The sequence below is a fragment of the Ruegeria sp. YTSC230 genome, assembly GCF_059609665.1.
In genome coordinates, this window is the sequence record NZ_JBXWMC010000012.1 from 118746 (window position 1) to 142066 (window position 23321).

The window sequence follows — 23321 nt, forward strand, 5'->3', positions numbered from 1 at the left end:
CGCACTAAATAACTCTAAGTGATAAACGCCGAAAATTATCCGGATAATTTGAAGAGATTCACAAGCTGTTAACCCCAGCAATCGTAAACCAGTTCTGCAATCAGGCGGAGCATCGGATGACCGAAGAGCAGCATTCTTCCTATCACCCCACACTCCCACCCACCACGGAAGAGGATCGGTTTTCCTGGCTTCGTCTGTTGCGCTCTCGCAAGGTTGGTCCGGCGACGTTTCGTCGGTTGCTGCGGGAACATGGCTCGGCGCAGAACGCGCTGGCCGCGCTGCCGGAGATGGCACGCGCTGCCGGAATTGATGGGTACGAAGTTTGCCCCCCCGGCGTGATTGAGGCGGAACTCAAGGCCGCAAAAGCCGCGAACGCGCACCTTTTGTGCCTTGGCTCCGCCGATTATCCAGATGCCTTGAACGATCTATCCGACGCCCCGCCAATGCTTTGGGCGATTGGAGATAGCTCTCTGCTGCAGCGCCGGTCGATTGCACTGGTCGGTGCGCGGAATTGTTCGTCCCTGGGGGCGCGGATGGCGCGGGGGCTTGCCACAGATCTCGGCAAGCAAGGCTATGTCGTTGTGTCCGGCCTGGCACGCGGCATTGATACAGCGGCCCATATGGCCGCGCTTGAAACGGGCACCGTCGCTGTGATGGCGGGCGGCGTGGATGTCGTCTATCCCACCGAAAACACTGTTTTGGCGGAAAAGATTGGCCAAACCGGGTTGCGTGTCTCTGAACAGCCTATGGGCGTCACACCGCAGGCCCGGCACTTCCCGCGCAGAAACAGGATTATCTCAGGTCTGGCCCAAGCGGTTGTCGTCGTCGAAGCTGCCGCAAAATCCGGCAGTCTGATTACCGCACGGGACGCCTTGGATCAGGGGCGCGAGGTTCTGGCCGTACCCGGGCACCCTTTCGATGCACGCGCTGCCGGGTGCAATATGCTGATCCGGGACGGCGCGATATTGGTGCGAGCCGCCGAAGACGTCATTGAGGCGCTACCGAAACAAGCAACTGCCCGTCAGGCCGAAGCCCTCACCGTACCCAACGTAGTGGCAGAACCGGTGATCGCAGGTGCCGCGCTGCATCGTGAAATCCTGTCGCGATTGGGCCCCTCCCCGATTGCCGAAGATCAGTTGATCCGCGACATTGCCGCAACGGCCGGAGAAATCGGACCCGCATTGATTGATCTGGAACTCGAGGGACAGATCCAGCGCCAGCCCGGCGGCCTCCTGTCGCTGTCAGCATAACCTTCATCGCTGAGGCCTGGTTTCTGCCCAAGTCCTTTTTATGCACAGGTTACGTGGTTGAAATTACCACATAATTCCTGTGTTCAAAGGAACGCATTGACAATTCGCCCTTGCCCTCCACATCTTGCACGATCATAGAAGGCGCCAATTCCGTCGAGCGAGGTTTTCCCTTAAATGCCTGTAGTTGTTGTAGAATCCCCTGCCAAGGCCAAAACAATCAACAAATATCTTGGCCCTGACTACACGGTGCTGGCCTCATATGGCCATGTCCGGGACTTGCCGCCCAAGGACGGATCCGTCGATACCGAGCATGAATTTGAGATGAAATGGGAGGTCGGCAACGACAGCCGCAAACATGTCAAAGCCATCGCCGATGCGCTGAAAGAAGACAACGCTCTGATTCTCGCGACTGACCCTGATCGTGAGGGTGAGGCCATCAGCTGGCACCTGCAAGAAGCCCTTACCAAGCGCCGCTCGATCAAGAAAGATACGCCTGTCAGCCGCGTGACCTTCAACGCGATCACCAAGGATGCGGTGACCGAGGCGATGCAGAACCCGCGCCAGGTCGACATGCCTTTGGTCGAGGCCTATCTGGCCCGCCGCGCGTTGGACTATCTGGTGGGTTTCAACTTGTCACCGGTTCTGTGGCGCAAGCTGCCCGGCGCGAAGTCTGCCGGTCGCGTTCAGTCAGTCTGTCTGCGCCTGATCGTCGAGCGCGAGATGGAGATCGAAGCGTTCAAACCAGTCGAATATTGGTCTGTGAAGGCAGTGTTCGAAACACCGCGCGGCCAGACTTTTGAGGCGCGCCTGGTCACGCTGGCTGGTAAAAAACTGGACAAACATGATCTGGCCAACGCCACGCAGGCCGAACTGGCGGTGCAGGCCATCACCAGCCGCGCGCTGAGCGTTACTTCGGTCGAGGCCAAGCCTGCCGCGCGTAACCCCAGTGCACCCTTCATGACCTCTACCTTGCAGCAGGAAGCAAGCCGCAAGTTCGGAATGGGCGCGCGTCACGCGATGCAGGTTGCTCAACGCCTCTACGAGGCGGGCTACATCACATATATGCGGACCGACGGCATCGACATGGCGCCCGAGGCCGTGGCGGCCACTCGCGATACCATCGCAGACCGTTACGGTGCAGAATACGTGCCGGACAGCCCGCGTATCTATAAAAACAAGGCCAAGAACGCCCAGGAAGCGCACGAATGTATCCGCCCGACGGATATGTCCCGCGATACCAAGGCGCTGAAGGTCACAGATGAGGATCAGCGCAAACTGTATGACCTGATCTGGAAACGTACCATTGCCTGCCAGATGGCTGCGGCCCGGCTGGAGCGCACTACGGTCGAGATTGGCAGCGATGACGGCCAGGTCGGCCTGCGCGCCACCGGTCAGGTTGTTCTGTTCGACGGGTTCATGCGCGTTTATGAAGAAGGCCGCGACGACGTGGCCGATGATGATGAAAAGCGCCTGCCGCAAATCATGCAGGGCGATCCAGCTCGGTTTGCCAAAACATCCCTGCGAGATCAGTTCACCAAAGCGACCAGCGAGGGCACTGAAAAAGCCGCGAAAGAGGCCATTCTGTCCGAGAACGAATCTGTACTGGCCCTGCAGCACCACACTCAACCGCCGCCGCGCTACACCGAGGCTACGCTGGTCAAGCGGATGGAAGAGCTGGGGATCGGGCGACCGTCGACCTATGCCTCGATCGTGACCACGATTCAGGACCGGGAATATGTGCGCAAAGACAAGAACCGGCTGATCCCCGAGGAGAAGGGCCGGATCGTTACGATCTTCCTGCTGAACTTCTTCCGGCAGTACGTGGGGTATGAGTTCACCGCCAATCTGGAAGAACAATTGGACGACGTCAGCGCCGGTGGGCGAGACTACAAGGAGTTGCTGAGCAAGTTCTGGCGCGATTTCTCGGCTGCTATCGGCGAAACGTCCGAATTGCGGATTTCTGAGGTTCTGGACAAACTCGACGAAGCCCTGGCGCCGCAACTTTACCCGCCGCGTGAAGACGGCTCGGACCCGCGTGTCTGTCCGAAATGCGGTCTGGGTCAGTTGCACCTGAAAACTTCGCGCACCGGCGGGTTCGTTGGGTGTGGCAACTATCCAGAGTGCACCTATACGCGCCCCATCGCCGGCGAAGGTGCCGAAGGCGAGGAACGTCTTCTGGGCGAAGATGCAGGGGAAGATATCTGGCTGAAGTCCGGCCGGTTTGGCCCCTATGTTCAGCGCGGCGAACCGACGCCCGAGAACAAAAAACCACCGCGCGCCTCACTACCGCGTGGCTGGAGCAAGGATGACATGGATCTGGACAAGGCGCTGACGCTGTTGTCCCTGCCCCGCCAGATTGGCGAACACCCAGAGGGTGGCATGATCAGCTCGAACTTTGGGCGGTTTGGTCCCTATCTGATGCATCAGTTGGCGGATGAGGCCAAGCCGGTCTACGCAAACCTCAAAGACCCCAACGACGTGTTTGAAATCGGCATGAACCGCGCTGTCGAGTTGCTGGCTGAAAAGCGCGCCAACCCCGGGCGTGGCCGTCGCGCAGCGGCAAAAGCGTTGAAGGAATTAGGCGAGCACCCAGATGGCGGCGCGATGCAGGTTCTGGATGGGCGCTATGGGCCATACGTGAAATGGGAAAAGGTCAACGCGACCATTCCAAAAGATATTAAGCCCGAAGATGTGACACAGGAAATGGCCATCGAACTGGTCAACGAACGCGCAACTAAAAAGGGCACCAAGAAAAAAGCGGCTCCGAAAAAGAAAGCTGCTGCCAAGAAAACAACCAAAAAGGCGGCCACCTAACGACTGGCTAGGTAGAAATACCACCTACCCCTTGGTTTCATTGACTTCCCCGTGACGTGGCGGCACAACCTGCGCCATCACCATGTCATTGGGGGAGTTTTCCATGAAGAAAGTCTATGCCAATGCCACCGAAGCGCTCGATGGAGTGATTTCGGACGGCATGATGATCGCGGCAGGCGGTTTTGGCCTGTGCGGTATTCCCGAACTGCTGCTTGAGGCGATCAAGAACTCGGGCGCTCAAGATCTGACGTTTGCTTCGAACAACGCCGGCGTCGACGATTTCGGTATCGGCATCCTGCTGCAGACCAAGCAGGTCAAAAAGATGATCAGCTCTTACGTCGGTGAAAACGCCGAGTTCATGCGCCAATATCTGGCTGGAGAGCTGGAGCTCGAATTCAACCCGCAAGGTACCCTGGCCGAACGCATGCGCGCTGGTGGCGCAGGCATCCCCGGGTTCTATACCAAGACCGGTGTGGGCACCGTGATCGCCGATGGTAAAGAGCACAAAGACTTCAATGGCGAGACTTACATCTTGGAAGAAGGCATCTTTGCCGATCTGGCCATTGTCAAAGCATGGAAGGCCGATGACACCGGCAACCTGATTTTCCGCAAGACCGCGCGCAACTTTAACGTACCTGCTGCGACCTGTGGCAAGATCTGCATCGCCGAGGTCGAGGAAATCGTGCCGCGTGGTTCGCTGGACCCCGATATGATCCACCTGCCCGGCATCTACGTGCATCGCATCATTCAGGGTCAGCATGAAAAGCGCATCGAACAACGCACCACCCGTAAGAAGGAGGAAGCATAATGCCCTGGGATCGTAATCAGATGGCCGCACGTGCGGCACAAGAGCTGGAAGACGGCATGTATGTAAACCTCGGCATCGGTATTCCGACGCTGGTGGCTAACTATGTGGGCGACAAGGACATCACCCTGCAATCCGAGAACGGAATGCTTGGCATGGGCCCCTTCCCCTTTGAAGGCGAAGAAGACCCGGATCTGATCAACGCTGGCAAGCAGACGATCACGGAGCTGTCCCGTACCGCCTATTTCGACAGTGCTACATCGTTTGCCATGATCCGCGGCGGTAAGATTGCTGCTGCGGTTCTGGGCGCGATGGAGGTCGATGAAGAAGGTGATCTGGCCAACTGGATGATTCCGGGCGTGCTGGTCAAAGGCATGGGCGGCGCGATGGACCTGGTTGCAGGCGTTCGACGTGTTATCGTCGTGATGGATCACACCAACAAGCACGGCAAGTCCAAGCTGCTGAAGAAGTGCACCCTGCCCCTGACCGGCAAGAAGGTGGTGAATCGCATTATCACCAACCTTGGCGTTCTGGACGTGGTTGATGGCGGCCTGAAGATCATCGAGATTGCCGAAGGCGTGACCGAAGACGAGATCCGCGCTGCGACCGAAGCCAACATCGTCAACTAATTCACACCAATGAAAAGGCCCACCGTTTCGGGTGGGCCATTTTCAGTTCAACGATTGGAATACACACCCATCCGTAATCAGCTGAGGCGGTGTCGAACACAACGCCCGCGCCACCTGAAACGCTGCAAGAACCTTGGGTACGTAATCACGGGTCTCTGCGTAAGGTGGGACGCCCTCGTGCTTACGTACGGCCCCTTCCCCAGCGTTATACCCTGCAAGGACGAGGATCGGGTCGTTACCGAATTCTTCCATCAGCCAGTTCAGGTACTTCACACCTCCCGCAATGTTTTGCGACGGCTGCGTACTGTCCTGAACCCCAAAACGTTTGGCGGTTGCAGGCATCAGCTGCATCAATCCTTGTGCCCCTGCCGAGCTTACAGCGTCAGTGCGCCCGGCGGATTCCACGGAAATGACCGCCAGAACCAATGCCGGTGAGACATTTGTTCCCACGGTCGAGCGCAGAATATCCACGCGGCGCTGTTGGGCGATATTTTGCAGGGTCTGTAAACGCGGTGCCGCGACGTTGATGGCAGCCAGTGCATTCATGGCATCGTGCAGCCGTCCGGACCCGGCCTCGGTCAATGATGGCGACACCCTTTCCCAGAAAGCCTTGTACGAACCAACCGGTTTTTTGCCCGCACCGGGAAGAGTTGGCGGTATGACACGCGTGCGCGCGATGATTTCAGGTTCGACTAATTCTATGCCTGTACTAGGGGCAGACGGGGTCTTCGCATGCTCATCGGGCGTAATCTGGACCGTGACGCGTGGCCGCGTGCCAGGCTTTGGGGCCTTGACCCGTTTGTAAACGCCTCTTGGCTCAACCTCGTTCGCCACGACTGGCACTGGGCCAGACAGCATCAACGCCGCCAAACCGGCGCAAGTCATTGCGAGCCGGAGATTCATTTGCCTGCCTCATGTTTTTCTTTTGGTTGAGTTGAACCTCGAATCTGCCCGCAAGGCCAGAAAAACAATGCGAAATGGGGCAATTTCGCCTCATTTGCCGCAAATTTGCATCGGGGCGACCAGACAACCTCTGTTAGGTTTGTTTTTTTATTGTTTATTTTTAAGTAGTTACCAGAAAAACTACCAAAAAGTTAAACTTCACCAAAAAAAAATAGGGTTTGGCCCAATTCCTGCCATGCACAGCGGTCAATCATAGTGCCATACCGAGACGATCGGGAGCGGACTGAGAGAGGAAGCTCTGATAGACGCCTAGGTTTAATTGACTTTTTTAGATCCTTTAGGAGGGACGTAACATGATCAAGTTCATCAAGAACTTCCGCAAAGACGAAGACGGCGCCGTAACAGTAGACTGGGTCGTTCTGACCGCAGCCGTTGTTGGCCTGGCCGCAGTTGCATACACTCAGATCGGTAACGGCACCAAAGCCGTGTCGGACAGCGTTGGCACATCGTTGACAAGCGTTTCGACTGCCGTTCAGACGCCTGACGTCAACCCAACCGACAACTAATCCAGGTACAGACTATCTGGGGTGGGGCCATGCTTGAACTAGCTTGGCCCCTATTTTTTTCTAAACTTCCGTCTCTGGTGCTCTGATGTTGAACAGACTCGAAAAATTCCTGAAAAACGAAGATGGGGCGGTCACAGTTGATTGGGTCGTTCTAACCGCAGCAGTGGTAGGGCTAGCTGCTTTCGTGGGCATTTACTTTTTCGCCCCTCTGAAGGCAATTGATGAAGCCAACGGCAGATCAATGAACGGAGTGGCAACCCAAGTTGATTCATTGGAAATCTCAGTGGAATTTTCCGGCTCCGGCTCTTAACGGCACTATTTCCTAGTTTCCTAGAACAAGGTTTGCCAATTTACCCAACATTGTCCCCCTTTTCGACACAATTCACGTTTACACAGGGGGCAAATGATGTCGTATTCTGATCGACACCAAACCAAAAAAGAAGTGTGAGGGGACGCGAATGCGTGCGGTATTTGGACTTGTTCTGATTATTGGGGTCGCTCTGGCCGGTGGTGCTGTGTACCTGGCAAAGGACTACATCAGTCAAACCCAGGCGGAACTAGAGCGCGAGAGGCTGGCTACTCAAAACGCTCTGGCGAACGTTAAGACAATTCCTACAGTGGACGTCATGGTTTTGAATCGGGCGATGAAATACGGCGAGCGTCTGGCAGAAGACGATGTGCGCGTCGTGCAGTGGCCAGAGGACGCGATTCCTGAAGGAACTTTCTCGGACATGACCGCGTTGTTTCCGCAAGATGGTAAGGGCGATCGCTTTATCCTTCGCACGATAGAAAAAGACGAGGCGCTTTTGGAAATCAAAGTAACCCAGCCCGGCGAATCGGCTGGCCTTACCTCGCGCCTTGAGAAAGGCATGCGAGCTTTTGCCATCAGCGTAGATGTAGCATCTGGCGTGTCTGGCTTTTTGCGCCCGGGCGATAACGTCGACGTTTACTGGACCGGATCCCTAAGAGGTACTGGCGGCGAGGGAGAGATCACACGTCTTATCCAGACCAACATTGAATTGATTGCAATTGATCAATCCGCGGGATCGGACGTGACCGGCACAACAATCGCCAGGACGGTCACTGTTGCAATAACCCCGGAACAGGTCGCCGCACTCGCCCAAGCTCAGAACACCGGGCGCTTGTCACTGGCATTGGTCGGCACCCAGGATGAGACCATTGCGACTGCGATTGAAGTGGACCAAAGAAAACTGCTGGGAATCGAAGCTGCCGCACCAGCGCCTGTTCAGGTTGAGGAACGAAAGTGCTTCACCAACATTCGTCGTGGCGCGGAAATCGTCCAAACACCCATTCCCTGCACAAACTAGCGCAAAATCAAAACGTTAAAGCCACAAGCCGCGCCATCAGCGCGGCTTGTTTCGTTTCGAATGTTGCGCATTACCCACATAAGGAAAATTCCAGAAACCATTGATTATTGCAATAAAATCGTAATTCGCGCAGTGTTATCGCACATAAGGCATTAGACCTAAAACGAGGCGTGATCGGAGAGGCAGGTCACATGAAAATAATATCTTGGTTCAACGCAACCCTTCTGGGGTTGGCGTTAGTTATCAGTTCGGCCAGCACTGCTGTCCAAGCTGAAACACTTCGCGTGGTTAAGAACGGTACGGCGGAAACGCTGGACGTTCCGATGAACCGCGCAATTGTCGTTGAAAGCGAAACACCATTTGCGGAACTCAGCATCGCCAACGCAGGCATCGCTGACATTTCGTCGCTTTCTGATCGTACTATCTATGTTTTGGGTAAGGCACCTGGCCTGACCACGCTGACTTTGTTCGATGGGGCTGGCAACCTGCTGGCCAACGTTCGGGTCCGTGTTTCGCCGGATGTGTCTGAATTCAAAGAGAGATTGAGACAGATTCTGCCGAACGAGCCAATCGAAGTGCGTACTGCCAACGACGGCATCGTTCTTTCTGGCACGATCTCCAGCTCGGCTAAATTGGCCCGTGCCCTGGAACTTGCAGAACGTTACGCGCCCGAGCGGGTTTCGAACCTAATGTCTGTTGGCGGTGTTCAACAGGTCATGCTGAAAGTTCGCTTTGCCGAAATGAATCGGTCGGTTGCCAAAAGTTTGACCGCATCGCTTGGTTTTGGCGGTGGTGACACAACGGGCGGATTCAACACGTTGAACACCGCTGGTGCGTTGGCCAACGCGTTGAACAACAACATTCCCTTCCAGCAGACAAATACAGGTGCCATCTTGTTTGGCTTTGGTGCCGGTTCGACACAGGTACGCTTGCTGTTAGAGGCGCTCGAATCCAAAGGGCTTGCCCGTACTCTTGCAGAGCCCAACCTGTCAGCTCTGTCTGGTCAGGAAGCTGAATTCCTGGCTGGCGGCCAAGTCCCGATTCCGGTTCCAGCCGATGACGGCCAAATCGCAATTGAATACCGGAATTTTGGTGTGCAGGTCCTCTTTACGCCCCGCGTGGTGGACGGTGATCTGATAAACCTCGAGCTGGGAACATCGGTGTCAACTATTGACCCTAACTCCAACTTTTCAATTGCAGGCAACAACGTGCCAACATTCATTGCGCGTCAGACGAAGACGACAGTTGAATTGCGAGACGGCGAGAGCTTTGCAATTGCAGGGTTGGTTCAGGACAACTTCGCGGACCTGAATAGCCAAATTCCATGGGTCGGCGACATTCCTGTGCTGGGTGCTTTGTTCCGCAGCGCGGAATACCAGCGTCAGCAATCTGAACTGGTTATCATCGTCACAGCCCATCTGGTATCACCCACCCGTGGTGAAGCCCTGGCCCTGCCGACAGACCGCGTCAAACCGCCTAGCGAGTTTGACCTGTTCTTGAACGGAAAAACGGCGCGAACGACGCGCGTTGGTTCGGGTGCTGCGTCTGAAGTCGCCAAACAGGACTTTGGCAGCTCATACGGCTACATCCTGGAATGATTGAGAGGATAGGACCAATGCAGAAGTGGATCATAACACTGGGTCTGTCGGTCACCGTTGCCGCGTGTACACGCGAGGCCGGATACGAAATCGACCAAGGCGCCTTTGGCAACGCAACGCTAAACAACGTTCAGGTCATGAACGGTGAATTGACATACGCCCAAATCCTGGGTCAGCGGTTTGCTGCAGAAGTTCCGACGCAGATCAATTTTGCGTTTAACAGTTCTCAGCTGGACGCTCAGGCGCAACGGGTCTTGTTGCGGCAAGCGGCATGGATCAAGCAGTTCCCCGAAGCGCGGTTCCGCGTTTACGGCCATACCGATGCCGTCGGCTCTACCGCCTATAACCAGTCGCTTGGGCAACGTCGTGCAAACGCCGCCGTCGCGTTCCTGACGCAGCAGGGAATCTCGCGATCACGCTTGGAAGCCGTTGTTTCCTTTGGGAAAACACGACCTCTGATCGACACTCCGAACCGAGATCGCCGAAATCGGCGTACTGTGACCGAAGTGTCCGGCTTCTTGGATCGCAACCCGCTGGTGCTGGATGGCAAATACGCCGAGATCGTGTACCGCGAATACGTCGACAGCGCGACAAGAGAAAGTTACATCCAGCGTGAAGACGCTGGCGGCAGCGACGATGAATAATCCATAAGAAATGGGCGGCATCGTCGCCCATTTCCCTACAATTGGTTCTTTTGCGCCAAAATCTTGCCTAAGTTCCAAGCCATCTTTTCAACAATTAGGTGAAGTGCGGCCCGAATTGGCCGCGACCGGGCAACAGCGAACTGAACCGAACCAAACATGTTCGGGCAGTGAGCAGGTCCAGACGACGAGGATTGTGTGAATGACAAGCGCCAAAACGCATGATGACGGAACTGCCATTCTGGCCTGCACGATCAGCCGTGACGTCCAAAATTTTGATCTTCTGATCGAGGACATGGAAACCATTTTGGGCGAACGTTGGGGCGACCTTGGGTTTGCCGAAGCCCTGGCTTTTTTCAGCCAACCAGAGGCGGAAAGCCTTGAATTCGTTGCGCTTGCTATTGACGGAGAAGATGAAGACAACCTTTCCCTGATGGGCGAAATCATCTCGCAGGCCAAAGAGAAAAAGATCAAGATCGTTCTGATCGCCGAAGACGTAACACCTGCGTCTCTGCACCAACTGCTTCGCAAGGGCGCGGACGAGTTTGTCCCCTACCCTCTTCCCGAAGGAGAGTTGCAGGAAGCCATTGAGCGCATGAACAAACCTGAACCGGTGGCAACGACTGCAGTGGCAGCTCAGGTCACTCAGGGTGATTCGAAAGAAGGCGCGCTGTTTGTGGTCCATGGGCTGGCAGGCGGTGTGGGATCAACGACTATGGCGGTCAATCTCGCCTGGGAGCTGGCAACTGCGTCAGACAAAGAGGCACCTTCTGTGTGCGTCATCGATCTGGATCTGCAATACGGCAGCGTGTCGACCTATCTGGACCTTCCCCGACGCGAAACCATATTTGAGATGCTGTCGGACACAAACTCGATGGACGACGATGTCTTCTCGCAGGCCCTACAAACCTATGAGGAAAAGCTTGAGGTCCTGACTGCACCGTCCGATATGGTTCCGTTGGACCTGATCACACCCGAAGACATCGAGCGCGTCATCGAAATAGCCCGCAGGAAATTCGACTACGTGGTTGTCGATATGCCGACAACCCTTGTTCATTGGTCGGAAACGGTTCTTCAGGCTGCACATGTGTACTTTGCCATGATCGAGCTGGATATGCGATCCGCTCAGAACGCGCTGCGGTTGAAACGCGCCCTTCAGGCCGAGGAACTGCCGTTCAACAAGCTCCGGTTCGCTCTGAACCGAGCCCCGAAATTCACTGACTTGAATGGCAAAGGCCGGGTCAAGCGAATGGGCGAAAGCCTGGGCATTTCAATTGACCTGCAATTGCCAGATGGTGGCAAACCCGTCATGCAAAGCGGTGATCACGGATTGCCGCTGGCCAAATCCGCCGCCAAAAACCCGCTGCGTCGGGAAATCGCAAAACTTGCAAAATCGCTTCACAGTTTGGGCAGCAGCAGCGCCGAAGCCGCGTAACCGTATTTCAGAGGGGTAGTCGCCGTGTTTTCAAGATACAAGAAGCAGCCAGCAGCGCAGCCGGTCGAGGCTGCTCCTACGCCTGAGGCTGCGGCACAAACGCCTGCTCCGAAAAAAGCATCCACTGAAAACGCCGTCGCCCGTCGCCCAATCCAAAAAAAGGCCGCTGAACCGGTCGCTTCGGACCGGGATCGCAAGCGCAAAGAGCGCCTGGGTGAAATCAAGATCGAGATGCACCGGGAACTGCTGGAAAACCTGAATCTTGCGGCACTTGAAAAGGCCGGAGAATCTGAACTTCGTGCAGAAATCAGCGCAATCTCGAGCGAAATCCTTGAATCTCGTGATATCGTTCTGAACCGCGAAGACCGGTCGCAGTTAAACAAGGAACTGTATGACGAAGTCACTGGTCTGGGGCCCCTTGAGACGCTGCTTCAAGACGACAGCGTCAACGACATCTTGGTAAACGGCCCTCAGCAGATTTTTGTCGAGCGGCACGGCAAGCTAGAAATCAGCGACGTCACGTTCAAGGACGAAAAGCACCTGATGCGGATCATCGACAAGATCGTATCCGCCGTGGGTCGCCGGGTCGATGAATCCAACCCCTATGTTGACGCTCGCCTGGCTGACGGGTCGCGTTTCAACGCAATGGTGCCACCTATCGCCGTTGACGGGTCGCTGGTTTCCATTCGTAAGTTCAAAAAAGACAAGCTGGCCATCGACGATCTTGTCAATTTCGGTGCCTTCACAGAGGAAATGGCCGCCTATTTGCAGGCAGCTGTTTCAACGCGCCTGAATATCATCGTCTCGGGCGGTACAGGCTCCGGTAAAACGACGACGCTGAATGCCTTGTCCAGCTTTATTGATGACGCCGAACGCATCCTGACCATCGAGGATACGGCGGAACTTCAGCTGCAGCAGACCCATGTGGGACGGATGGAAAGCCGCCCCCCTAACGTCGAAGGCAAAGGCGAAGTCAGCCCGCGCGACTGTCTTAAAAACGCTCTTCGTATGCGTCCTGACCGCATCATCGTGGGCGAGACGCGTGGCGCCGAGGTGATCGACATGCTGCAAGCCATGAACACTGGCCACGACGGATCGATGACCACGATCCACGCCAACTCGGCGCGTGACGGGATTTCGCGTCTCGAGAACATGATTGCGATGGCCGGGATCGAGATGCCTATAAAAGCGGTACGCAGCCAAGTCTCATCCGCTGTGAACCTGATTGTACAGGCCAGCCGCCTGCAGGACGGCTCACGTCGGATGACCTCGATCACTGAGATTACGGGGATGGAAGGTGACGTGATTTCGATGCAGGAAATTTTCAAGTTTCAACGCGTTGGTCTGACGCCGGACAACAAGATCATTGGCCATTTCACCGCGACCGGTGTGCGCAGCCACTATTCCGAACGCTTCCGTCTGTGGGGCTTTGATCTACCGTCATCTATCTACGAACCTACGACCGTCTAAGGAGATCCGGAAATGCAACTGCCCGTAGAGGCTCTTATCTATGTTGTGATCTTCGTCGGAGTTCTTCTCCTGGTCGAGGGCATCTATCTTGTGGCATTTGGCAAGTCCATCAGCCTGAACAGCCGTGTGAACCGGCGTCTGGATATGCTTGAAAAAGGCGTCGGACGCGAACAGGTTCTGGAACAGCTGCGCAAGGAAATGCAGCAGCATATGAAATCCCAGAGCATCCCGCTCTATTCGCTTTTGGCCGACAAGGCACAAAAAGCTGCTATCGCCTTTTCACCTCGCCAATTGATCATGATCATGATGCTGGTTTCTGGATTTGCCTATGTGGGCTTGAGCATCGGCACAGGAACCGAGGTCGTGTTGCGGATTGCGCTGTCGATCGCGATCGGCGTGGGTGGTGTGTATGCTTGGGTAAACAACAAAGCCAAGAAACGTATGGGATTGATGGAAGAGCAACTGCCCGACGCAGTTGAACTGATGGTTCGGTCTCTTCGCGTCGGGAACCCATTTGTTTCGACGATTCAAATTGTTGCCAATGAAGTGCAGGACCCGCTTGGGACGGAATTTGGCGTCATCGCAGATGAATGCGCCTATGGCCGTGACGTCGGTGAAGCCCTGAAAGACATGGCCGAACGACTGGGGATGCAGGATCTGCGCTTTTTGTCCGTCGCGGTAGGAATTCAGCAACAGGCGGGTGGTAACCTGGCCGAGATTTTGGCGGGTCTGGCCCAGGTTATCCGAGCGCGATTCCGCTTGTTCCGCCGTGTCAATGCGATTACGGCAGAGGCCAAATGGTCCGGCAAGTTCCTGTCTGGCTTCCCCCTATTCTGCCTGTTGTTCATTTTGGTAAAAGATCCGGGCTACTATGACGAAGTTGTGGACCACCCATGGTTCATTCCGATGTGTTTCTTTGTGGGCATCATGCTGACACTGAACCTGATCGTCATGCGCATTCTTACGAATATCAAAGTCTGAGGGCTTGAGTATGGAATTTCTGACCCAAATCAATGAAGTCCTGACCGAGAATTTGGGGCCGTTCGGGCCACTTATCGTAGTCGGGGTTTTGGGCTTGTTCATGATCCTTGTGACCTTGCCACTGATGCTGAACCAGCCTGAGGACCCTCTCAAGAAACTTCAGCGCTCTAATGCGCCCTCCAAGGAAAGCAAAAAGGGCAACAAGGACAAATTGCGACAATCCAGCCGCAACGAGCAGCTTCAGAAATTCGCGAACTTCCTGGAACCACAGAACAAAGAAGAACTGTCCGCGATGGAGCTCAAGCTGCGCCAGGCGGGGTATCAGTCCAAAGACTCGGTCCGCTTTTTCCATTTTGCTCAATTTGCGCTTGGTTTGGTCGGCATTTCGATTGGTGTGCTGTTGGTCACGGTTTTTGCCGGTGATCAGGAATTTACACCAGCCCAGATGGCCATGCGCGTCTTGATCCCGGCATGTGCGTTCTACTTCCTCCCGCGCTATTGGATCACACGGCGCGTTGCCGAACGACAGGAAGCCATCGTTGCAGGTTTTCCCGACACTCTGGATCTTATGCTGGTTTGCGTCGAAGCTGGTCAGTCGCTGGATCAGGCGATTGTTCGGGTCGCAGCTGAAATGAAAGTCTCTTACCCGGATATTGCCTCGGAATTCGAAGTCGTCGCGCACGAATTGAAGGCTGGTAAGGAAAGGGACAGCGTTCTCAGAGACTTTGGCACACGTTGCGGCGTTCAGGACGTCAGCTCGTTTGTGACTGTTATGATCCAGTCGGCCACATTTGGTACATCAATCGCCGAAGCCCTGCGGGTTTATGCCGGTGAAATGCGTGACAAGCGGGTAATGCGCGCCGAAGAGGCCGCGAACAAGTTGCCAACCAAAATGACACTTGCCACAATGATGCTGACGGTGCCGCCGTTGCTGGTCATTCTGGTCGGCCCTTCGGCAAAAGGCATCGCGGACTTTGCAAACAGTGGATCCGGTGGATAACGTCCCGATGAATTCAAATTTCAGGTGTATCCGGTTAAGGCTACGCCGCACGTTTCAGGCCACCTTGGTTCTTGCCATGGTGGCCTCTTGTACAGAAACAGGCCTTTCGAACGACCTGGATGCTCCTGGTATCGACCCTAAGGCAGAATCTGTTGATCCGATTACGGTCGGAAACCGGCTGATGGCATCGGGCGAATATGAACTGGCGCTGACATCCTTTTCCCGTGCCGCGCTGGATCAGGGGATGACAACGGAACTCCTGACCTCAATGGGAACTGCGAACCTGGGTCTCAGGCGTTTAGGGCAGGCAGAGGAACTGCTGCGCCGCGCAGTTGAGGATGAGCCTGACTGGCCTATCGTGTGGAACAATCTTGGTGTTGTGCTGATGGAAAAGGCCGAATACCCCGAGGCAGAACAGATGTTCCGGCGCGCCTTTGCTTTGGACAATGGCGAAAGTGACGCAATTTTGGACAATCTGCGCTTAGCACTCGCAAAAATGGAAAATCCTGTTAATACTACCCCGGAAAAACAAGAATATACACTGGAGCAGCAAGGCAACGGGCAATTCAAGCTGCGCAAGCTCCCGTAACATAGGCAAGAGCAGTAAGGGACGCAAAAAATGCGCCAACAATTCTTGATTCCGACGATGGTAGTCTGCGGGATGGTCCTGTCCGCCTGCGAGAAAGAAACCGAAGAAGAAAAGGTAGAACGCACCTATCAGGAGGTGAACGTCATTGACGAAACCAACCTGAACGAGGTTCTTCTGACCGCGGCTGACCCAAACGAGGCTGTAACTTATTTCAAAGGGGCCGCCGCAAAAAACCCCGGCCGGATCGACCTGCAACGGGGCCTCGCGATTTCTCTTACGCGCGCTAAACGCACGACCGAGGCCGCTTCGGCGTGGAAAAAAGTGACGACCATGAAAGGCGCGAGCAACGTCGACCGGGTCGAATACGCCGCCGCATCGGTCCGCGCTGGTGACTGGGCAACAGCCAAGTCGACGCTGGATTCTGTTCCTCCAACCTATGAGACATTCCAACGTTACCGTCTTGAGGCGGTCGTTGCAGACTCCAGTAAAGACTGGAAACGTGCAGATCACTTTTATGAAACAGCCGTTGGTCTAACCACGCGCCCAGGTGGCGTTATGAACAACTGGGGCTACTCCAAGCTATCGCGCGGTGATTACGCCGATGCCGAGAGATTGTTTTCCGAAGCAATCCGTCAGGACAAATCGCTGTTCACCGCCAAGAACAACCTCGTGTTGGCCAGGGCTGCACAGGGGAACTATAACATGCCAGTTGTTCCTCTGACACAAGTTGAGCGGGCCATGCTGCTGAATACAATGGGTATTTCTGCGATCAAACAAGGCGATATCACGACGGCCAAAAACCTGTTCCGTGAAGCCATCGCAACCCACCCCCAGCATTATGAGGAAGCCGTCCGATCGCTTCGCGCGCTTGAAGAGGCCTGATTCATGAATATCCCTGCGACGGCAGCCGCATGGTTTTTGCCGTTTGTGTTGCCGATCTGTTTTTATGTGGCCTTCACCGATCTGCGTAGCATGCTGATCAAAAATCATGCCGTGATCGCTTTGGCCGCGATTTTTGCTGTTGTCGGGTTGATTGCACTGCCACCCTGGGCCACCGAGTGGACGACCGGCAGCGTGGGTCCGATTGCCCTGACACTTCCGCCCTATCTGTGGCAATTGCTGCACATCGTTGTCGTTTTGTTTTTTGGCATCCTGTTGAACGCGGCCGGCGTCATGGGGGCAGGTGATGCCAAGTTTCTGGCTGCCGCCTCAGCCTTTGTCTGGGCCGGTGACTATCTGCTTATGACGCTGATCGCCACTTGCGCCATGCTTGGTGCATATGTGACGCACAGGCTGGCCAAGCACACACGCCTTCGGGCAATCGCCCCGGACTGGGAGAGCTGGGATCGGGGCAAGAAATTTCCGATGGGTTTTCCGTTAGGGGCCAGTTTGGCGATCTATTTGATTTTCGGAACTGTTTCCGGCTCATAAACTATCATCAGTCCGCCTTTTCAATGCCTTTGTGCTGACACAAAGCAGGTTAAGATTTTAACCAAGCAGCCCTTGTGGGGCTTTTGGCGTGATTAGTGGATAGACGGGCAACGCTCATGAATATGCAGACGACCTCGGTTATGGCCCCCCCTGCCCCCAAGGGTATGGCCGAAATGAAACTGCCCATCGTGATGATGCGGGACATTCTGCTTAAGACGATATTCCGAAAGAACGTGGATACGGTCACGGAAATCGCGGAAGCGATCTGTTTGCCAGGTGCGGTCACGCAAGAACTTGTAGACATTGCACGCGAACAGAAACTGCTCGAAGCGACGGGCACACTGAACGCCAACAGTGGCAACGAGATGGGCTATCAGCTTACCGATGCCGGCAAAGCCCGTGCACTGGACGCGCTGAGCCAATCTGAATACTTCGGCGCTATGCCGGTTCCGCTGGACGTATACCGGGAACAGGTCAAGCGTCAGTCAATCCGAAATATTCAGGTGACCCGCGATCAGCTAACTGGTGCGATGGGACATCTTGTTCTGCCCGACAGCCTACTGGACCATCTGGGCCCCGCAGTCAGCGCCGGCCGGTCAATTCTGATGTATGGCCCTCCGGGTAACGGTAAATCCTCAATCTCGAACGGTATTCGCGACGCGCTGGGGGACAACGTCTATGTTCCCCGTGCCATCGAGTATGCAGGTCAGGTCATCACGGTCTATGATCCGATCGTCCACACTGCGATCGAGCAAGAGGCGGATGACCCCAACAGCCTTCGCCGTCGCAAGCGGTTCGACACACGCTATGTTCAGTGCGAACGCCCGACCGTGGTAACGGGTGGTGAACTTTCGCTTTCAATGCTGGATCTGGTCTACAACCCGACTGCACGTACCTATCAGGCGCCACTGCAGCTGAAATCAACCGGTGGCATCTTCATCGTGGACGACCTTGGTCGTCAGCAGGAACCGCCACAGGCGTTGATCAACCGCTGGATTGTTCCTTTGGAAGAGAACAAGGACATTCTTGGCCTGCAGTCTGGCGAAAAGTTCGAAGTGCCTTTTGACACACTGGTTATCTTCTCGACCAACTTCCACCCAAATGAGATATTCGACCAAGCGGCCCTGCGCCGGATCTTCTTCAAGATCAAGATCGGTGGTCCCGTTCAAGAAGACTTCCTAAAAATCTTTGCAATGGTGGCGCGGAAACGCGGCATGCCGCTGGATGAATCCGCTCTGGTGCATTTGCTGAAGGTCAAATACCCGACCATCAACAACGTCTATGCCAACTATCAGCCGATCTTCCTGATCGACCAGATGATCTCGATCTGCGAATTTGAGGGCATCCCCTATCAGATGAGCCCCGACCTGATCGACAGGGCCTGGGCCAACATGTTCGTCAAAGACGAGGTAATCGTAAATTAACGCCGTGCCATTTCCGGGACAGGCCGGGTAGTCTGCGTTCATGACGCAGATTCCCCCCCGGATCACGGATTGGTTTGACGCCAAAGGCTGGTCCATCCATCCACATCAGCAAGAGATGTTTGACCGGGCTGCGGACCCGGCAACTTTGCTCATTGCGCCGACCGGCGGTGGCAAAACGATGGCCGGTTTCCTGCCGACACTGGCCGAACTGGCGGAAAATGATCGCCCCGGCCTGCACACGCTCTATGTTTCCCCACTCAAGGCTTTGGCCGCCGATATCCGCCGCAACCTGCGCGGCCCGGCGGACGATATTGGCCTGCCCATCCGCATCGAAGACCGAACAGGCGATACCTCGGCCACGCAAAAGAAACGTCAGCGCGTGGACCCTCCGCACATCCTGCTGACCACGCCTGAAAGCCTGGCCTTACTGACGTCGTACGAAGACGCCCCGCGGATGTTTGCAGGCGTCCAACGCGTGATCGTGGACGAAATCCACGCCTTGGCCGAAAGCAAACGAGGCGATCAGTTGATGTTGGCGCTGGCCCGTTTGCAGAGCTTGTGCCCTGACCTGCGACGCGTCGGCCTGTCGGCCACAGTCGAAGACCCCGATGCCATCGCGCAGTTTTTGGCCCGCCACCCCGATCCTTGCAAGATCATTCAGGCTGATCCCGGCCCCGACCCCGATATCCAAATGCTTGAGACGCAAGAGATGCCGCCCTGGTCCGGTGGAGGGGCGGCCTATTCGATCCCTGCGGTGCTGGATCAGATCAAACAACACAAAACCACGCTTATCTTTCACAACACCCGCGCGCAGGCCGAAATATTCTTTCACAACATTTGGCTTGCCAATGATGACGGGCTGCCCATTGGCATTCACCACGGCAGCCTGGATCGGCAACAGCGCGAACGGGTCGAGGCTGCAATGGTCCGCGGTGACCTACGCGCCATTGTTTGCACCGGCAGTCTGGATCTGGGCATCGACTGGGGCGATGTGGATCTGGTGATCCAGATTGGCGCGCCCAAGAACGTAAAACGTCTGGTTCAGCGCATTGGTCGTGCCAACCATCGTTACAACGCCCCGTCCAAAGCCCTATTAGTGCCAGCGAACCGGTTTGAAGTGGTCGAGTGCGTCGCCGCGTTGGAGGCGGCAAAGGCCCATGATCTGGATGGCGAACCGCGCGGACCGGGCCCAAGGGACGTCTTGTGCCAGCATATGCTCATCGCCGCTGCGGCAGGCCCGTTCGATGCAGATGCCCTGTTCACCGAAATGACGGCAGCAGGGCCATATTCCGATCTCAGCCGCGCTGAGTTCGACGCCTGTTTGGATTTCTGTGCAACCGGCGGCTACGCGCTGCGCGCCTATGATCGCTGGCAGCGGCTGTTGCAGCGGCCAGACGGGAAATGGCAGCTAAGAGACCCACGGGCAACACAGCGTATTCGTATGAACCTGGGCACGATACAGGACACAGACACGCTGAAAGTCCGCTTAAAGCGCAATCGCGGGGGCAAACCGCTGGGTGAGGTCGAGGAGGCATTTGCAGCCTCTCTGACGCCCGGAGACACGTTTCTGATCGGCGGACAGATCGTACGGTACGAGGGGCTGCGAGAAATGGTGGTCGAGGTCAGCCGCCGGGCGGACAAGAAGCCCAAGATCGCTACATTTTCGGGCACCAAGTTCGCGACCTCGACCCAACTCAGCGACCGTATCCTGCGCATGTTCGCTCAGCTAGACTGGCCACAACTACCTGCCCACACGGCCGAATGGTTAGCGTTGCAGCGGGATATATCCCGACTGCCTCAACGGGATCGCTTGCTGATCGAAAGTTTTCCCAATGACGGTCGTGAACACCTGTGTGTTTACGGCTTCGCTGGGCGCAATGCGCAACAGACCCTTGGGCTTTTATTGTCCAAACGGATGGAGGAAACCGGGTTGGCGCCGCTTGGTTTTGTTGCCACCGACTATGCGACGCTGATTTGGGGCTTGGATGCTGTGACCGACCCAAGCCCATTGCTCCAATTGGACAAACTGCGTGACGGGCTTGAGACATGGCTGGCGGGCAACGCTGTCATGAAACGCACCTTTCGCGCTTCGGCCACAATAGCAGGCCTGATCGAGCGCAATACAGGCGGGCAACGCAAAAGCGGGCCTCAGGCTACGTTTTCCTCGGATATTCTTTACGATACGCTGCTGAAGTATGACTCCAACCACCTTCTGATGCAGATCACCCGCGAGGAAGCAATGCGCGGACTAGTGGATTTTGGACGTATCGAGACAATGATTGAACGAATTGGTGACCGGATAGATCTGGTTCGGCTGGATCGGGTCTCTCCCCTCGCCGCGCCGTTGTTTCTGGAGGTTGGCAAAGTACCGGTCAAAGGTGCCGCCGAAGAACGTCTGTTGGCCGAGGAAAGCGCCCGGTTGCTACAGGCTGCGGGACTAGACGCGAAGTAATTCAGCTTGCGCCAAGGATCAAAACAGGTGAAGAACGTACCATGAACGAGCTGGCGTTTTCCTTTGCTGAACAAGACCTGCGCGCATTGGGATCTGGTGCGTTGTGGTGGCCAAGCCGGAAACTGTTATGCGTCAGCGATCTGCATCTTGGCAAATCCGAACGTATTGCGCGGCGCGGTGGTCCCTCTTTGCCGCCCTATGACAGTCAGGACACCCTGAACCGGCTGGCAGCCGACATCGACAGAACCGGCGCGCAAACTGTCATCTGCCTGGGCGACAGCTTTGACGATTTGGATGCTTTGGCGGCGTTGGGGACCGCCGAGACGCTTTCGTTGACCGCCCTGCAAGCAGGCCGACAATGGATTTGGATCGAAGGAAACCACGACCCAGGTCCAATAGATCTGGGCGGAAAACATCTGGCTGAATACGCGGTAGGTCCGCTGGTTTTCCGACATATCGCCCAACTTGGTGCCCAAGGTGAAGTCTCGGGTCACTACCATCCCAAGACCCGCATTAGGGCACGCGGTCGGACGATCACACGCCCGGCGTTTTTGATGGATAATGCACGGCTTATCCTACCGGCCTATGGCACCTATACAGGCGGGCTACGAAGTTCCGAGAAAGTTCTAAGTGACTTGATGAGCGACCGGGCAATGGCCATCCTGACCGGCCCTCAACCACAAATCATCCCAATGCCACGCTGAGATCATATCAACCCGTCGTCTTCAAGCATCGGCTTGTACTTCCGGCTGACCGGTATCAGGTCACCATTCACCAGCTTCAAGTAGATTCTGTCAGCTACCTTCTCAGTGCCTGTGACTGCGTTGTCCACGATCCAATGGGACCGGTGCGCACAATGCCCGCGCAAGGGCTCCATTTCCCCAACCGCATCAGAGAGCCGTAACCGGATCGCAAAGGTACCCTCTGATGTGACCACATCCACGTAGTGATTGCGCGAGCTCAGGCGATAAATCTGCCCCTGAAAAGACGCAGGCAACCGTCGTGCAAGCCGCGGCACCGGGGATGATGGTGGAGCGCCTTTGGGTTCTGCCCGGCTGGTCAGAATCAGGCCAGCGGTAAACAAGGCGCTGTATCCAATAACCCGCGGGATGCCGGGTGCGGAGTGGCCCCCAATGGAAAAAAGAACCACGGCCAGCACCCAAAGGGACGGGATAAACAATAGCAAAACAAACAGGGCGATTGCCAGATCACGCACCGGCAAGTTCAGAACAGTCCCGGATTCTCGGATCAGCTTTCGGGCCATCCAGGTCGACGTAACGGCGATACCCATCACCCCGAACCAAAATAAGAAGCTTATGACAAACGGCAAATCCGACATCTGGAACGGCGGAAAAGCGTAAGCCAGCATAGGAAGGAAGAACGCTCCGGCCACCACGCGTTGTGGGCTGCACAGGCTGAAGATGGGTCTTAGCTTTGAAGTCATACCATATCAAAAACCACTTTCAGGGACCCAGCCAAAAGCCCCGGAAAGCTAACATTCACACACTGTAAACGGCTGGGAGATCCCGGCTAACACGCCCCATTCAGACATTCAAACCTTAAAGGGGGGAAATTTAGCACGTTGACATCATGGCCAATTTTCAAACTTGTGCAAAATTCAGTTTCTCTGGGGCGCATTTTTTGCGCCCCAGAGAAACAGGTCAGGCTGTGAGGCCTTCTGGTTCTGGCAGTTTGTTTGCGCGGCAGCAGGCGGTGAGTGTGTTGGCCAGCAGGCAGGCGATGGTCATGGGGCCGACGCCGCCGGGGACCGGGGTGATGGCGCCGGCGCGTGCTGCGGCGCTGGCGTAGTCGACGTCGCCGACCAGTTTGTTCTTGCCTTCACCTTTTTCGGGCGCATCAATGCGGTTGATGCCCACGTCGATGACGGTCGCCCCTTCCTTGATCCAGTCACCCGGCACCATTTCGGGGCGGCCAACGGCGGCCACGACGATATCGGCGCGGCGGACCACGTCGGGCAGATCCTTGGTGCGGCTGTGCGCGATGG

Annotated in this window: 21 protein-coding genes and 1 pseudogene; 19 read left to right on the forward strand and 3 right to left on the reverse strand. The window is 55.8% G+C overall.

The annotated features are described in order from the left end of the window. The first annotated feature begins 116 nt into the window (after window positions 1-116). From dprA to AC2FD9_RS20700, 4 genes are all read left to right on the forward strand, one after another. The gene (gene dprA / locus AC2FD9_RS20685) at window positions 117-1250 is read left to right on the forward strand and encodes a DNA-processing protein DprA (protein WP_496699811.1); all 1134 of its coding nucleotides are present in this window, start codon (window positions 117-119) and stop codon (window positions 1248-1250) included. A 174-nt stretch (window positions 1251-1424) separates the two neighbouring features. Further along, window positions 1425-4064: a type I DNA topoisomerase gene (gene topA / locus AC2FD9_RS20690; RefSeq protein WP_496838670.1), complete on the forward strand. Its 2640-nt coding sequence runs from the start codon at window positions 1425-1427 to the stop codon at window positions 4062-4064. A gap of 103 nt (window positions 4065-4167) precedes the next feature. Next, the gene (locus AC2FD9_RS20695) at window positions 4168-4872 is read left to right on the forward strand and encodes a CoA transferase subunit A (RefSeq protein ID WP_108861806.1); all 705 of its coding nucleotides are present in this window, start codon (window positions 4168-4170) and stop codon (window positions 4870-4872) included. Next, window positions 4872-5498: a CoA transferase subunit B gene (locus AC2FD9_RS20700; RefSeq protein ID WP_058276937.1), complete on the forward strand. Its 627-nt coding sequence runs from the start codon at window positions 4872-4874 to the stop codon at window positions 5496-5498. The genes AC2FD9_RS20695 and AC2FD9_RS20700 overlap by 1 nt, the downstream gene beginning before the upstream one ends. A 42-nt stretch (window positions 5499-5540) precedes the next feature. On the opposite strand, the gene AC2FD9_RS20705 is transcribed toward AC2FD9_RS20700, so the two are convergent. Further along, the gene (locus tag AC2FD9_RS20705) at window positions 5541-6401 is read right to left on the reverse strand and encodes a lytic transglycosylase domain-containing protein (RefSeq protein WP_496838671.1); all 861 of its coding nucleotides are present in this window, start codon (window positions 6399-6401) and stop codon (window positions 5541-5543) included. 353 nt (window positions 6402-6754) lie between these two features. Here AC2FD9_RS20705 and AC2FD9_RS20710 point away from each other — a divergent pair, with 353 nt between their 5' ends. The 15 genes from AC2FD9_RS20710 to pdeM all read left to right on the forward strand — a co-directional run bounded on the left by AC2FD9_RS20710 (window position 6755) and on the right by pdeM (window position 22020). Further along, window positions 6755-6967 carry a Flp family type IVb pilin gene (locus AC2FD9_RS20710; RefSeq protein WP_282120037.1) on the forward strand — a complete coding sequence of 71 codons (213 nt, stop codon included), beginning with the start codon at window positions 6755-6757 and terminating at the stop codon, window positions 6965-6967. An 85-nt stretch (window positions 6968-7052) separates the two neighbouring features. Continuing rightward, a complete protein-coding gene (locus AC2FD9_RS20715) occupies window positions 7053-7277 on the forward strand; it encodes a hypothetical protein (RefSeq protein ID WP_282120038.1) in 225 nt (74 codons plus the stop codon). 148 nt (window positions 7278-7425) lie between these two features. Continuing rightward, complete coding sequence (gene cpaB, locus AC2FD9_RS20720; protein WP_496838673.1) at window positions 7426-8295, forward strand: Flp pilus assembly protein CpaB; 870 nt, start codon at window positions 7426-7428, stop codon at window positions 8293-8295. A gap of 191 nt (window positions 8296-8486) precedes the next feature. Continuing rightward, window positions 8487-9893, forward strand: a complete 1407-nt coding sequence (locus tag AC2FD9_RS20725) for a type II and III secretion system protein family protein (RefSeq protein ID WP_282120040.1) — start codon at window positions 8487-8489, stop codon at window positions 9891-9893. 17 nt (window positions 9894-9910) lie between these two features. Further along, window positions 9911-10537, forward strand: coding sequence for an OmpA family protein (locus AC2FD9_RS20730; protein ID WP_282120041.1), 627 nt, complete (start codon window positions 9911-9913; stop codon window positions 10535-10537). 199 nt (window positions 10538-10736) lie between these two features. Next, a complete protein-coding gene (locus AC2FD9_RS20735; RefSeq protein ID WP_496761377.1) occupies window positions 10737-11969 on the forward strand; it encodes a CpaE/TadZ family protein in 1233 nt (410 codons plus the stop codon). A 24-nt stretch (window positions 11970-11993) separates the two neighbouring features. Beyond that, window positions 11994-13439 (forward strand): TadA family conjugal transfer-associated ATPase, encoded by a 1446-nt coding sequence (locus AC2FD9_RS20740; RefSeq protein WP_496838676.1) that lies wholly within the window; start codon window positions 11994-11996, stop codon window positions 13437-13439. Between the two features lie 12 nt (window positions 13440-13451). Further along, a complete protein-coding gene (locus AC2FD9_RS20745) occupies window positions 13452-14420 on the forward strand; it encodes a type II secretion system F family protein (RefSeq protein WP_282169108.1) in 969 nt (322 codons plus the stop codon). Window positions 14421-14430: 10 nt separating this feature from the next. After that, window positions 14431-15420 (forward strand): type II secretion system F family protein, encoded by a 990-nt coding sequence (locus AC2FD9_RS20750; protein ID WP_282169107.1) that lies wholly within the window; start codon window positions 14431-14433, stop codon window positions 15418-15420. Between the two features lie 7 nt (window positions 15421-15427). After that, window positions 15428-16009, forward strand: a complete 582-nt coding sequence (locus AC2FD9_RS20755; RefSeq protein WP_282169106.1) for a tetratricopeptide repeat protein — start codon at window positions 15428-15430, stop codon at window positions 16007-16009. Window positions 16010-16039: 30 nt separating this feature from the next. Beyond that, window positions 16040-16891: a tetratricopeptide repeat protein gene (locus AC2FD9_RS20760; RefSeq protein WP_282169105.1), complete on the forward strand. Its 852-nt coding sequence runs from the start codon at window positions 16040-16042 to the stop codon at window positions 16889-16891. A 3-nt stretch (window positions 16892-16894) separates the two neighbouring features. Continuing rightward, window positions 16895-17440 carry a prepilin peptidase gene (locus AC2FD9_RS20765; protein WP_282120047.1) on the forward strand — a complete coding sequence of 182 codons (546 nt, stop codon included), beginning with the start codon at window positions 16895-16897 and terminating at the stop codon, window positions 17438-17440. 116 nt (window positions 17441-17556) lie between these two features. Further along, window positions 17557-18864: a DUF8689 domain-containing protein gene (locus AC2FD9_RS20770; RefSeq protein WP_109313459.1), complete on the forward strand. Its 1308-nt coding sequence runs from the start codon at window positions 17557-17559 to the stop codon at window positions 18862-18864. 40 nt (window positions 18865-18904) lie between these two features. After that, on the forward strand, window positions 18905-21316 hold the full coding sequence (locus AC2FD9_RS20775; protein WP_496838680.1) for a ligase-associated DNA damage response DEXH box helicase: 2412 nt from the start codon (window positions 18905-18907) through the stop codon (window positions 21314-21316). Window positions 21317-21357: 41 nt separating this feature from the next. Then, window positions 21358-22020, forward strand: coding sequence for a ligase-associated DNA damage response endonuclease PdeM (gene pdeM, locus AC2FD9_RS20780; RefSeq protein WP_496838682.1), 663 nt, complete (start codon window positions 21358-21360; stop codon window positions 22018-22020). A 2-nt stretch (window positions 22021-22022) separates the two neighbouring features. Here the strand turns inward: pdeM and AC2FD9_RS20785 are convergent, their stop codons facing one another. Beyond that, complete coding sequence (locus tag AC2FD9_RS20785) at window positions 22023-22760, reverse strand: LytTR family DNA-binding domain-containing protein (protein WP_282169102.1); 738 nt, start codon at window positions 22758-22760, stop codon at window positions 22023-22025. Window positions 22761-22977: 217 nt separating this feature from the next. Beyond that, window positions 22978-23321: pseudogene (locus tag AC2FD9_RS20790) on the reverse strand (bifunctional methylenetetrahydrofolate dehydrogenase/methenyltetrahydrofolate cyclohydrolase); the annotation flags it as partial.